Raw genomic sequence first — 11,994 nt, forward strand, 5'->3', positions numbered from 1 at the left:
CTAGCGTGCTCGATCAGGCAGCCCGTACCTCTGACGGCGATCCGCGCCGAGCGGGCGGCCCACGCCGAATCCGGGCTTTCCGCAAGGAAGTTCGGAACCGGGGACCCACTCTGCACGACCGGGGTGAATCGGGCCGTACGTTCGCCGTACGCGCAAGGCCCGTAGGGCAGCCTTCCGTTCCGCCCGAACCCGACAGCTAACCCGGTAGGCGGTCCACGGAAGGAGATGCCGAACTTGGCGTCGCATCGCAAGTCGCGCAGCCGTAGCGGAGTAGGCCCCAGCTCCCCCGCGGTCGGAGTGACGACGGCCGCCATCGCCTCGGTCACGCTGCTGACGACGCACAGCGCGGACGCCGCGCCCGCGGATTCCAAACCGTCGGTCGAAGAGGTGCAGAAGAAGGTCGACGCCCTGTACCGGCAGGCCGGTGGAGAGTCGCAGACCTACAGCAAGGCGAAGGAGACGACGGCCAGGCAGAAGCGCACGGTCGACCGGGTCATCGAGGGTGTCGCCAAGAGCGCGGACAAACTGAACGAGGCCCGCCGTACGCTCGGTTCCTCCCCGGCACCACAGCCCAGGGAAGGCACGGGCACCCCGGCGGCCGGCCTGTCATTCGCGGACGGCCCGCAGCCGTACACCGAGCGGAGAGGGGCGGGGGCGACCGAGAGGCTGACCGACCGTCAGCAGAACGCCGTCGCGCAGCCCCCGGCGCGCCGCGCGGAGACGGCGCAGGAGCGGGACCCGGCGGCCACGGTCCTGGACCCGGACGAGTCGCCCGCCTCCCTGCGGAACAGCAAGGAGAGCATCCAGAAGAAGCTCGCCGAGGCCCGCGCGCTGCTGGCGCGGCTCACCGCGGAGGAGCAGGCGCGGCTGGCCGCGCTGGAACGCAAGAGGGAAGAAGAGGCCCGGCGCGCGGCGGAGGCACAGGCCAAGGCGGAGGCCCGCGACAAGGCGGAGGCCGAAGCGGAGGCGGAGCGCCGGCGCGAGGCGGGACAGCCCCCGGTCACCGACGCGGGTGCGATCGCGAACGCGAGCACGGTCGGCGGTACGGTCCCGGTCGCGGTCGGTGGCACCGGCATCGAGGCCGGAACCGGCGGCGACCCCGCCGCCACGTACGCGGCCAAGGCGGCCAAGGTGCTCGCCTTCGCGGGCGCCCAGATCGGCAAGCCGTATGTCTGGGGCGCCTCGGGGCCGAGTTCGTACGACTGCTCGGGGCTGACCCAGGCGGCGTGGAAGGCGGCCGGCGTCGAGTTGCCGCGGACCATCGCCGCCCAGGTGCACACGGGCATGCGCGTCGCCACCGACGACCTGCTCCCCGGCGACCTGGTCTTCTTCTACGACGACCTCAGCCACGCCGGTATCTACATCGGCGACGGCATGATGATCCACGCGCCCAAGCCGGGCGCGAACGTACGTGAGGAATCGATCTACTACATGCCGATCTACGGCAGCGTCCGCCCGGCCTGATTCCTGTCCGGGCGGGCGCCGGGCCGGCCCGGTGCCAGGTCGGCCCGGTGCCTGCCCGGCGTCTGGCTGGCCGTGAGTGGCCCGTCCCCGGCCTCCGGCTACGGAGAGCCGGGGTCAGGCCCAGAGCGTGGCGATGAGGATGTTCGCCACCGTCAGCCCGCCCACCGCGCCGAACAGCGGCTTCGCGGCGGCCTCGTCGTCCCGCTTCACGTAGACGATGCCCAGGATCACGACCAGGACGGCCATCTTGACGCCGATCTTGATGTTGTTGAGCGCCTGGTCGTCGGCCTGGTTGAGGCCCACCAGCACCATCCCCGTGACCAGCATCGTCAGCGCGCCGTGCAGCATGGGCGGGGTGAAACGCGCCGTGCCGGCGCTCATCGCCTTCGTCTGCGTCAGGAATCCGCCGAGCAGCGAGGCTATGCCGATGATGTGCAGGGCGACGAAGACATTGATGAGTACGTCCATGCCAGGAGCGTAGCCGGGGCCGTATCAGCCTCTTCGGTGAGGTGTGGCTCAGAGTTCGACCGGGTCCGTCCGGAAGGACACAAGGACACATAGACACAAGGGCGCACTCCGCACGGACGATCGCGATCACGAAACGCTCCGGAACCTTCACCTCCCGCCAATACCTGCCATGCCGAGGCCGAGTCGTGATCCCGCGCCTTAACGTCCTGCGTACGGCCCCCTCCCCGGGCCGTACCGCGCGGCCGTACCGCACGGAATCGACGGAGACGAAGGAAACGGACCCCGCCCCCGTGGCAGCGCACCGGAACCACCGAAAACCCAGACAGCGCCCGTTCACCGGCCAGGCCGGCCGCACCGCCGCGACGCTCGCGCTCGCCGGCGCCGCGACCGTCACGGCGGCGGGACCAGCGCACACCGAGCCCCGGCTCACCCCCGCGCAGATCAAGGCCAAGGTCGACGCGTTGTACACACAGGCCGAGGCCGCCACCGAGCAGTACAACGGCACGAAGGTGAAGGCCGACGAGGCCCGCGCCTCACTCACCGTGCTGCGCGACGAGGCCATCCGCAGGACGGACCGGCTCAACGCCTCGCGTGACGAACTCGGCTCGATCGCCACCGCCCAGTACCGCAGCGGCGGACTCGACCCGGCCGTCCAGCTCGCCCTCAGCTCCCGGCCCGAGGAGTATCTGGAGCGGGCCGGTCTCGCCGAGCGGGCGGGCAGCCGGCAGGCCGCCGCTGTCGCCGGGATCCGCAGGGAGCTGTCGGTCGTCGCCGGGCTGCGTTCCCGGGCGGACACCCAGCTCACGGATCTCACGGCCAGCCGCGCCGAGCTGGCCCGGCACAAGTCGACCATCCAAAGGAAGATCGCCTCCGCCCAGCGGCTCCTGGACAGGCTCAGCGCCGAGCAGCGCGGCCGCTACGACGCCCAGGACGGCGGGTACGCGGCCCGCGCGGACCGGGGGACGCCGCGCGGTGCGGTAAGGGCGCCGAACGCGCGGGCCGAGGCCGCCGTGGCCTTCGCGTACGGGGCGATCGGCAAGCCGTACGTCTGGGGCGCGACCGGCCCGGGGTCCTTCGACTGCTCGGGGCTGACCCAGGCCGCCTGGCGCGCCGCGGGGGTTGCCCTCTCCCGTACCACCTACACGCAGATCAACGCGGGCCGACGCGTCACGCGCTCTGAGCTGACCCCCGGTGACCTGGTGTTCTTCTACTCCGGCATCAGCCATGTCGGGATCTATGTGGGCGGCGGGCAGATGATCCACGCGCCACGGCCGGGCACGGCGGTCCGGCTCGCGCCGGTCGACGAGATGCCGTTCGCGGGCGCCGCGCGGCCCGTCTGACGCCCCTCGGGTGCACCTCGGGTGCCCCTGGTCGCCTTGGCGGCCCGCGCCGGTCCTGCGCCGTCGCGGGCCCGGCATGGGCCGTCTCCTACGGCCCATGCCGGGGTGCCGCGTCCCCTTCTCCGGTTCACGATGAGCATCAGAAGGCCATCGGGCCGGTGAGGGGGCAGGAAAGGGGCGGTCGTGAGCCGAGCCACCGCTGTCAGTACGACGGTCCTCGTCGTCGGCGCGCTGTTCGTCCTGGCGCCCGTGGGCGTGACCCCGAGGGGCTGCGGGGATCTCTCCGGCGGCCGGCTCTGTGTCGAGGGCCCGATCGGCGGCACGGGCTCCTTCACCACGCGATACGTACGGACCGGGGTCGGCCCTGAGATCCCTGTCCGCCTCGGGTACCAGCGCAAGGACGCCCGGATCACGGCCTTCCCCGGCTGGTTCGGCACGCTGCGCACCCGGCACGGCCGCGCCGAGCTGACCGGCGTCATCGACACCCGGCCCGGCGAGTGCATCCGCGGCGTGCTGGACCATCAGGGGCGGCTGTACGTCACCGGCTGGCACTGCTCGTGAGCCGCGCGCGGCCCGGCGGGCCGGGCGACGGGCCGGCCGTCAGACCAGTCGGCGGGCCGTCGCCCAGCGGGTCAGTTCGTGCCGGTTGGAGAGCTGAAGCTTGCGCAGGACCGCGGAGACATGGGATTCCACGGTCTTCACCGAGATGAAGAGCTGCTTGGCGATCTCTTTGTAGGCGTATCCCCGCGCGATGAGCCGCAGCACCTCGCGCTCGCGCTGGGTGAGCCGGTCCAGGTCCTCGTCCACCGGCGGCGCGTCCGTCGACGCGAAGGCGTCCAGGACGAAACCGGCCAGCCGGGGGGAGAAGACCGCGTCGCCCTCCTGGACCCGGAAGATCGAATTGACCAGGTCCCTGCCGGTGATCGTCTTGGTGACATAGCCGCGGGCGCCGCCCCGGATCACGCCGATGACATCCTCGGCCGCGTCCGAGACCGAGAGCGCCAGGAAACGCACCGGATCCTCGGCCGCCCCCATCATCGGCGCGCAGCGGCGCAGCACCTCGACCCCGCCGCCGCCCGGCAGATGGACGTCGAGCAGGACGACCTCGGGGCGAGTCGCGGTGATCACGGTGACCGCCTGGTCGACGTCGGCCGCCTCGCCGACGACCTCGACGCCCGTCTCCTCCGTACGGCCGATCTCGGCCTGGACGCCCGTACGGAACATCCGATGGTCGTCGACGAGCACGACGCGGACGCGGCGGCCGTCCCCCGCCGGGTCCCCGCTCGCCGCGGGAGTCGATTCGGCGTGTACGCCCTCGCTCATGGTGTGTGCCCCTCGCCCTTGTCGCTCCGCCGCCGTCTGCGCGCGGCTCTCGTACCGTACGGTCCCCTCCCGGCGACCGGTCCATCCAGCGCCGGTCGGCGCGCTCCGGCCCTCAGTCGGCGCGCTCCATCTCCAACTCGACCTCCGTGCCGCCGTCGGGCACCGCGCGCAGTCGGGCCGTGCCTCCGTTGCGCTGCATACGGCCGATGATCGACTCCCGGACGCCCATCCGGTCGTCCGGGACTGCGTCCAGGTCGAACCCGGGGCCGCGGTCGCGTACGGAGAGGAAGACCGTACGCCCCTCGACCTCCGCGAACACTTGCACGGCGCCGCCCTCGCCACCGTACTTGGCGGCGTTGACCATCGCCTCGCGCGCGGCCTGCATCTGTGCGGCCAGCTTCTCGTCGAGCGGGCAGTCGCCGACGACCACGACCTCGATGGGCACGCCGTGGTAGTCCTCCACCTCGGCCGCCGTCCGCTTCACCGCGTCGGCGAGAGTCGTGGGCTCGTCCTCCTCGTCCTTGCCCGTGCCTTCCGGTTTGTAGAGCCAGGCGCGCAGCTCACGCTCCTGGGCGCGGGCGAGCCGGCGGACCTCGCCCCCGTCGTCCGCGTTGCGCTGGATGAGCGTCAGGGTGTGCAGCACGGAGTCGTGGACGTGCGCGGCGACCTCGGCGCGCTCCTGTGCGCGGATCCGCATCAGGCGCTCCTCGGAGAGGTCCTGGGTCATCCGGACGAGCCAGGGCCCGGCGAGCAGCGCGACCCCGGCGACGACGGCGATCGCGCCCGTCAGCACATTGCCGAACTGCGCCGCCGCGCCGCGGACCACCATGAAGACCGCGAGGCCGAGGCCGACCAGGGCGACGCCGGAGAGGCCGCGGGCGAGCTGGAGTATCCGGCGGCGGCGGCCGATCTCGGTCCAGCGGGCGCGCCGCGCGTTGTCCGCCTGGCGCCAGACGAGGACGACGCCGACGCCGATCAGCAGCATCGGCCAGATGTAGCGGTCGGCGTGGCTGCGGCCCAGGCTGACGTTGCCCATGAAGGCGGCCGCGCTGACGACCAGGGCGAGCAGGGCGAAGAGCTGTCCCTTGTCGGGCTTGCGCAGCCGGCGCCCGCCGTCCGGGCTGGTCTCGAAGAGCGGGCGCGACGCGACGGCCCGGCCGCCGACGCCGAGCGGGACGACGATCCAGAACACGGCGTAGAGCAGGGCGCCCAAGCCCTGCGAGAAGAAGAAGATGAGGAAGACGAGCCGGACCCAGGCCACCGGCAGTCCGAGGTGGCCGGCGAGTCCGCGCGCGACACCGCCGAGCATGCGGCCGTCCGCGCTGCGGTACAGCTTGCGCGGCGGCTGCTCCTCGGGCCCGGGGGCGCGGGAGTGCGGCGACGCGGCGGTGCGAGGCGGGGCGGCTGGCATGCACCGATGGTCACACGGCGGGGCGTGGCGGGGCATCAGGGTCGTACCCCTGACGTGACCCTGATCCGGGCCCGGGGGCTCCGGGGGCCAATATCAGGGTCAGACCGGGGTCGTCGCCGGTGGAGACCGGGCCCGCGCCCCGTCACCATGGTCGTATGACCCAGCCGCCGACTCAGCCGCCGTCCTCACCGACCGCGCCGTCCGCCGCGCCGCCTCCGCCCTCGGGCGCCACCGCGGTCGCGGACGCCCCCGCGCATCTGCACCGCAGCCCCCGGCAGAAGGTGTTCGCGGGGGTGTGCGGGGGGCTCGGCCGGTACTGCGACGTCGACCCTGTCATCTTCCGGATCGTGCTCGGTGTGCTCGCGGCCACCGGCGGGCTCGGGCTGATCTTCTACGGATTCGCCTGGCTGCTGATTCCGCTGGAGGGTGAGGAGGAGAACGAGGCGCGCAGGCTGCTGTCGGGGCGGGTGGACGGCGCGTCGCTGATCGCCGTGCTGCTCGCTCTGGCGGGATGCGGCCTGTTTCTGTCGATGCTGGACAACGGGGGGACGCTGAGCTTCGCCGGGATCCTGTCGATCACGGTGGCGGGGGCGGCGGTCTGGTCGCAGCGTCGGCGGGGCACCCTGCCGGACGGCGGGCCGCTCGATCCGGCGACGGCGCATGTGGTGGCGGACGCGCCTCCGGAGACGAAGGCGCCGCCGGCGCCCGGGGCCCCGTCGTGGTGGCGGGACCCGATCGTGAAAGACGGCACCACGGGCCCGGTGGGCACGGACTATCTGTGGGGCCCGGCGGGCGAGCAGGTGGAGGCGCGGCCCTGGGGCTGGCACAAGGGCGGGAAGGACAGAGCGGGCCGCGGGGACGGCGCGGCGTCACGCATACGGGAGCCCCGTCCGCGGGGCCCGCGCGGGATCGCCGGGGTCGTCTTCCTGCTGGCACTGCTGGCGGGCGGGCTCGGTACGGGGCTGTCCTGGGAGAGCCGACCGCTGGGCACGAGCCTGGAGATCGGGCTGACGGCCGCGCTCGCGGTGTTCGGTCTGGGGATCGCGGTCAGCAGCTTCCTGGGCCGTACGGGGGTGGGCACGATCTTTCTGACGGTGGTCACGGCCGGGCTGCTCGCCGGGAGCGCCGCCCTGCCGAAGAACATCACGACGGAGTTCGCGCGCAAGGAGTGGATACCGGTGTCGGTGTCGGCCGTGGAGCCGCACTACGAGCTGGGGTCGGGCACCGGTCTGCTCGATCTGAGCGGGGTGTCCGTTCCCGAGGGGCGGACGGTCAGTTCGTCGGCCGAGGTGGGCGCGGGGCAGCTCAAGGTCGTCGTACCGAAGGGAGTGACGGTGAGGATAACGGCGAAGGCCGCTCTCGGGGACATCAGGCTTCCGGGTGAGCCGCCGAACGATGTGGACATCTCGCCGAGCCAGTCGCGGGGGCTCACCCTGGCTCCGGCCGCGGGCAGCGCCCCGGCGGGGACGCTGCGGTTGAATCTCGAAGTCGGGCTCGGACAGGTGGAGGTGACCCGTGCTGCTTCATGAGTTCCGGCCGGGCCGGCTGATCGTGGGGCTGACGGCGCTGGCGGTGTCCGCCGCGTATGTGGGCGACGCGGCGGACGCCGGGCCGACGCCGTGGTTCGTGGCGTTCCCGATGATGTTCTGGGGGTTGTTCCTGGCGGCCGTGGTGACCTGGTGCCACTACCGGATACGGCGGCGGCGGTCGGCGAGGACGGCGTCCAGGGAGAACGAGGGCGCTCCGGCGAGCACGAGCGGCAGCCAGGCCATGAGATAGGGGAGGTCACTCGCCTACTACTGTTATAGGGTCATGATCCATGAAGCCTGTGCGTGTACTGATCGCCCTCAGGATCAGCAACGAGACCGATGCATCTACGTCGTTGGAGCGGCAGCTCCAGGACTGCACGGCCTACGTGAACGAGAGACAGCACCTCGGTTGGCAGGTGGTGGGAGTTGCCAGAGACGCTCACATCTCCGCCACCAAGTCACACCCCTTCGAGAGACCGGCACTCGGGGAGTGGCTGAACAACCGGGCGCCTGAGTTCGATCTGCTGCTGTTCTGGAAGATGGACAGGTTCGTACGCAAAGTCGTCGACATGCAGGACATGATCAAGTGGGCAACCGAACACGGCGGCAAAGCCTTGGTCTCCGTCAAGGAACCTGTGCTCGATATGGTCGGCCCCTTTCGGCACGTCATCATCGACCTGTTCGCGGCAATTGCCGAGACCGAAGCACAGAACATCTCGATGCGGGTCAGATCCTTCCAAAGCTACGCCAAGCCCAAGAACGTCTGGGCGAAGGGGAATCCGCCCTATGGCTACGATTCCTTCCGTGACACCGACAATGCAATGCGGCTTCGAATCCGGGAGAACCAAAGGCAAGTCATCCGGGAAATGTACAAGCGAGTAGTCGAGGACGGCGAGCCCTACTCGGCCATCTGTGACGACTTCAACGCCCGGGAGATTCCCTCCCCTGGGAGCGAGAGGATGTCGGATCGCCGAAAGAAGAACGGTACATCGATGCCCGTATGGCGAAGCCGCACCGTCACCAACATTCTGAGGTCAGAAACCCTCCTCGGTTGGAAGTGCGAAGAGGTGAAGGTTCCTGGAAAGAAGTACGGGATATCGCAAGCCATCCTCACCGCCGAGGGGAAAATCAGGATGGCAGACCCTATTCTCACGGACGTTGAATGGGAGAAGCTCCAGCAAGAGATGAACGGGCGCCCTGCCGCCGTTCGTCGCTCCACAAAGAACACGACTGCCTACCGTGGAGTCGTCCTCTGCGGCGGATGCGGCAAGAACTTGTACCTCTTCAACCCGGAGAGACAACAGGGAAAGCCGGTGTACCGGTGCAATAAGGCAGCGAATCGGGAGTCCTGCGGCAAGGGGTACGCGTTCCGGGCCGAGAAGGTAGAGGAACTCGTCGAGACGATGATCCTCGGAACCATCGGAGGCTTCCCCATGCATGAGCGCCACTACATCAAGGGCTCCAACAACTCCGAGAGGCTCCGGGAGATCGAAGCCTATGTAGCGGAACTCCAGAGGTCCATCCGCCCTGGCGGGAGGAACTCATCAGGATTCGCAAAGAAAGCGACAGAGGATGAGATTGCGGCTCTCTACGAGGAACACGATTCCCTGGCAGCCGAAGGTGACAAGCCAGATAGGTACGAGTACCGGGAGACCGGGGAGACCTTCCGCCAAATGTGGGAGAGAAACAAAGACAATGAAGCCGAGAGGACGCGTCACCTACTGAAGGCAGGAATCACCATCCGACTGAATCCCCTCACTAAGGGAGTCTCCAACACCATCGACTTCGGTGGTGAGGTGGACCTAGGAAACAGGAGTGAACCCTTCACTATCCACTGACCCAGAGGCGCCCCTCTTGAGGGGGGCACCCTCTAGTACTAGTGGTTCTAAGGACTCATTCTGTGGGGGGTATACCCAACCCCCCACATTAAATATGTACGTGTCCTTTACTGAAGTCCGGGACGGAGCTCTCAAAGGTGAGAGCGGGATCACATGGCAACCGGCAAGGGCCTGAAAGACTCCCAAGATCCTTTATTCCTCAACCGGAATAGTCCGGAGTCGGCATGGACGTGGGGCAACGGCCTACGTAGCGTCGATCGCCAAGAGCCCCAACAGGGGCCACAGACAAGGGGGCACCATGGCGCGTGAGGAACTGACCCGTCTCACTGGCAAGCTCGACGGACCCAACTGCGATGACGACGACTGCCCGAACGTCTACCGCACGGCAAGCGGCTCCATCGTGGTCCAGGGAGACGTCTCCACGGCCTTCCAGACGCCGGAGGGCGAAGCCCTGGTGGAGATCCCCGAAGCGGTGCTCAGGGAGGCCGTACGTGCTCTTGGATGGTGATGGGTGGCGCAGGACGTTCGACGCCTATGAACGTGACGCATGGCGGTTCGAGGCTCAGCCCACGTACACCATGCCCAAGGAGACCGAGAACGTCACCCGGTTCCTTCGAGGAGAACCCAAGCCCGCCGACCACAACTCACAGTGGCATGAGCGCGTACACGACTACGTGGCATCAGGTCGGAGCATCGGCCGGGTGCGGATCGTACGACAGCCGTTGACGGAATATCAGCGATACCAATTCGCTTGGGGAATCCCTGGAAACATCCAGGCCGGAGAGGACATCCGCATCCTGGATGTTACGGACGACGACTACGGTCTTCAGTTCTCGGGAACCGACTGGTGGATGTTCGACGAGACCCAAGTGGTACACCTGAACTTCCGTCCGGACGGGACACAGATCAACCGTGAGCTGTTTACGGGAGACATCGCGCCATATCTGGAATGGAAGCGCATAGCCTTGGCCTACTCCGTACCATTCTGCGAGTACGTGAAAGAAGCCGAGTGAAGAGTGACGTTCGAGCCTGAGCAGCTGGGGCAGTCGAGGACTGATCTGGCAGAAAAGCTCCGCGAGTTGCGCAAGCGGGCCGGTCTCACAGGTGATCGGCTCGCAAGGCGCTGCAACATGTCTCAGAGCCAGATCAGCAAGTTTGAGACCGGCAAGAAGACGCCGAAGCTGGTCGACGTCGAACGCATCCTTCGAGCCCTGGATGCCCCCGCTGAGCTGGTCACGGAAATCACCGCCCTTGCTCGCATAGCCAACACCGAGTGGCAGGACAAGCGCTCTTCCTGGCGCAGGGGAATGGAGAAGCGTCAGGCGGAGTTGGCCTCACTGGAGTCTGAAGCGACGGAGCTGCGGTACTTCCTGCCAGCCATGATCACAGGGTTGTTGGCGACGCCGGAATACATTCGTGCCAGCCTGAGCCACACACCGGGTGACCCTTCCAAGACCGTCGCCAAGAAGCTTGAACGTCAGGCCATCCTCTACGACACGGCCAAGACGTTCACGTTTCTCCTCACGGAACAGGCAGTCAGGTGGGCAATCGTCCCACACCCCGCCCTGGCCGTTCAGATTGGCCGCCTCGTGTCGATCTCCCACCTTCCCAATATCCGCATGGGAATCATCCCATTGGGGACGGTGATACCACGAGGACCGATGAACACCTTCACGGTCTACGACGACCGATTGGCCACGGTCGAGAACTTCACCGGCCGCATGGTCTTTCGTGATCCCCGTGACGTCTCTGAGCACATCTCCGTCTTCACCTCGTTTGAGCGTCATGCTCTATTCGGAGGTGAAGCAAGAGAGTTGCTTGAACAGTACACAGAAGGCTACCGATGATCTTTAGTCAGGAACAGGAATAATGATCGGCGCCGCTCGCCAACCGGTGGACCATGAATGGGTCACGAAACCGGGGAGGACTGATGGCGAGTGCACAGCAACCTCAGGGCTACGGGCTCACCGAACTGCCGCCAGAACCAAGAGCGGTATCAGGATGCAGCACCTGTCTCGGCATCTGCGTACGACGGAGGAATTCCCGGTCGAGAGGCGACTACAGCGCCGCCTCCGATGCGAACGTCGCGCTGCGCCAGCACCACACCGAGGCGCACAGCTCATGAGCGCCGGCAGGACAGTCGGACTCTTCTGCGACCGCCCTTTGATGACCCTGCGCGTCTCTCGTGACTCGGGGAAGACCTGGGAGCCGGAGCAAGTCGTATCCACGACAGACGACCTTCAGCCCCTCGTCACGCTCGCCTGGCCTCCCTGCCAGTGTGCGAGGTGCGCGAAGCGCGGCAAGCCCTGAAACCCGTACAGCGCCGAAGGAACCTGCCCCTGCGGTCCCTGCGGCGAACCCCCGCCCTTCATTACCCCCGGTGTCCGTCCCAAGGCGCACTGGGGAGCGTCTCAGAAACCTTGGTTTACGAGACGACGGACAACGGGAGCCACGGGACCCGCCAGAGACGTTCAAAACTCGTCTCAGAACCGTTGCCGAACCCTTGATGTTTTGAGACGAGTTATGAGCTTGACGTTTAACCTCTGACCTCGAACGTCGCGTCGTACGTGCTCACTCGTCAGGGGATTTGCCGGGCAGGCGGACGGCCTTCGCATGATCAT

At 68.1% G+C, this 11,994-nt stretch carries 12 protein-coding genes and 1 riboswitch; of the genes, 9 read left to right on the forward strand and 3 right to left on the reverse strand.

What is annotated here, in order from left to right; genetic code table 11:
- Positions 1 to 52 precede the first annotated feature (52 nt).
- Positions 53 to 227: riboswitch (cyclic di-AMP (ydaO/yuaA leader) on the forward strand.
- On the forward strand, positions 226 to 1,464 hold the full coding sequence (locus ACIQ7D_RS28465; RefSeq protein ID WP_403942217.1) for an NlpC/P60 family protein: 1,239 nt from the start codon (positions 226 to 228) through the stop codon (positions 1,462 to 1,464). It overlaps the preceding riboswitch by 2 nt.
- A 114-nt stretch (positions 1,465 to 1,578) precedes the next feature.
- On the opposite strand, the gene ACIQ7D_RS28470 is transcribed toward ACIQ7D_RS28465, so the two are convergent.
- A complete protein-coding gene (locus ACIQ7D_RS28470) occupies positions 1,579 to 1,932 on the reverse strand; it encodes a hypothetical protein (RefSeq protein ID WP_403942219.1) in 354 nt (117 codons plus the stop codon).
- Between the two features lie 290 nt (positions 1,933 to 2,222).
- On the opposite strand from ACIQ7D_RS28470, the gene ACIQ7D_RS28475 reads away from it, so the two are divergent.
- Together ACIQ7D_RS28475 and ACIQ7D_RS28480 are read left to right on the forward strand one after the other, a co-directional pair.
- A complete protein-coding gene (locus ACIQ7D_RS28475) occupies positions 2,223 to 3,272 on the forward strand; it encodes an NlpC/P60 family protein (protein WP_403942220.1) in 1,050 nt (349 codons plus the stop codon).
- A 183-nt stretch (positions 3,273 to 3,455) separates the two neighbouring features.
- Positions 3,456 to 3,833, forward strand: coding sequence for a hypothetical protein (locus tag ACIQ7D_RS28480; protein ID WP_403942222.1), 378 nt, complete (start codon positions 3,456 to 3,458; stop codon positions 3,831 to 3,833).
- Positions 3,834 to 3,872: 39 nt separating this feature from the next.
- Here ACIQ7D_RS28480 and ACIQ7D_RS28485 read toward each other — a convergent pair whose 3' ends face one another.
- Together ACIQ7D_RS28485 and ACIQ7D_RS28490 are read right to left on the reverse strand one after the other, a co-directional pair.
- Entirely contained in the window at positions 3,873 to 4,595 is a 723-nt protein-coding gene (locus tag ACIQ7D_RS28485; RefSeq protein ID WP_403942226.1) for a LuxR C-terminal-related transcriptional regulator, read from the reverse strand.
- Between the two features lie 112 nt (positions 4,596 to 4,707).
- Entirely contained in the window at positions 4,708 to 6,006 is a 1,299-nt protein-coding gene (locus tag ACIQ7D_RS28490) for a PspC domain-containing protein (RefSeq protein ID WP_403942229.1), read from the reverse strand.
- Positions 6,007 to 6,161: 155 nt separating this feature from the next.
- Here ACIQ7D_RS28490 and ACIQ7D_RS28495 point away from each other — a divergent pair, with 155 nt between their 5' ends.
- From ACIQ7D_RS28495 to ACIQ7D_RS28520, 6 genes are all read left to right on the forward strand, one after another.
- On the forward strand, positions 6,162 to 7,535 hold the full coding sequence (locus ACIQ7D_RS28495; RefSeq protein ID WP_403942232.1) for a PspC domain-containing protein: 1,374 nt from the start codon (positions 6,162 to 6,164) through the stop codon (positions 7,533 to 7,535).
- Positions 7,522 to 7,785, forward strand: a complete 264-nt coding sequence (locus ACIQ7D_RS28500; RefSeq protein ID WP_403942234.1) for a hypothetical protein — start codon at positions 7,522 to 7,524, stop codon at positions 7,783 to 7,785. Before ACIQ7D_RS28495 ends, ACIQ7D_RS28500 begins: the two co-directional genes overlap by 14 nt.
- A gap of 40 nt (positions 7,786 to 7,825) precedes the next feature.
- The gene (locus ACIQ7D_RS28505; protein ID WP_403942237.1) at positions 7,826 to 9,373 is read left to right on the forward strand and encodes a recombinase family protein; all 1,548 of its coding nucleotides are present in this window, start codon (positions 7,826 to 7,828) and stop codon (positions 9,371 to 9,373) included.
- Positions 9,374 to 9,671: 298 nt separating this feature from the next.
- Positions 9,672 to 9,881, forward strand: a complete 210-nt coding sequence (locus tag ACIQ7D_RS28510; protein ID WP_403942240.1) for a hypothetical protein — start codon at positions 9,672 to 9,674, stop codon at positions 9,879 to 9,881.
- On the forward strand, positions 9,865 to 10,386 hold the full coding sequence (locus ACIQ7D_RS28515) for a DUF6879 family protein (RefSeq protein WP_403942241.1): 522 nt from the start codon (positions 9,865 to 9,867) through the stop codon (positions 10,384 to 10,386). Before ACIQ7D_RS28510 ends, ACIQ7D_RS28515 begins: the two co-directional genes overlap by 17 nt.
- Positions 10,387 to 10,389: 3 nt before the next feature.
- Positions 10,390 to 11,220 carry a helix-turn-helix domain-containing protein gene (locus ACIQ7D_RS28520; RefSeq protein WP_403942243.1) on the forward strand — a complete coding sequence of 277 codons (831 nt, stop codon included), beginning with the start codon at positions 10,390 to 10,392 and terminating at the stop codon, positions 11,218 to 11,220.
- Positions 11,221 to 11,994 lie beyond the last annotated feature (774 nt).

The organism is Streptomyces sp. NPDC096310 (assembly GCF_044763125.1).
Lineage (GTDB): Bacteria > Actinomycetota > Actinomycetes > Streptomycetales > Streptomycetaceae > Streptomyces.

What these genes read in the sequence shown, in the direction of transcription:
- ACIQ7D_RS28465 (WP_403942217.1), top strand. Translation starts at nt 226, where the DNA reads ATGCCGAACTTGGCGTCGCATCGCAAGTCGCGCAGCCGTAGCGGAGTA.
- ACIQ7D_RS28470 (WP_403942219.1), bottom strand. Translation starts at nt 1,932, where the DNA reads ATGGACGTACTCATCAATGTCTTCGTCGCCCTGCACATCATCGGCATA.
- ACIQ7D_RS28485 (WP_403942226.1), bottom strand. Translation starts at nt 4,595, where the DNA reads ATGAGCGAGGGCGTACACGCCGAATCGACTCCCGCGGCGAGCGGGGAC.
- ACIQ7D_RS28490 (WP_403942229.1), bottom strand. Translation starts at nt 6,006, where the DNA reads ATGCCAGCCGCCCCGCCTCGCACCGCCGCGTCGCCGCACTCCCGCGCC.
- ACIQ7D_RS28495 (WP_403942232.1), top strand. Translation starts at nt 6,162, where the DNA reads ATGACCCAGCCGCCGACTCAGCCGCCGTCCTCACCGACCGCGCCGTCC.
- ACIQ7D_RS28505 (WP_403942237.1), top strand. Translation starts at nt 7,826, where the DNA reads ATGAAGCCTGTGCGTGTACTGATCGCCCTCAGGATCAGCAACGAGACC.
- ACIQ7D_RS28510 (WP_403942240.1), top strand. Translation starts at nt 9,672, where the DNA reads ATGGCGCGTGAGGAACTGACCCGTCTCACTGGCAAGCTCGACGGACCC.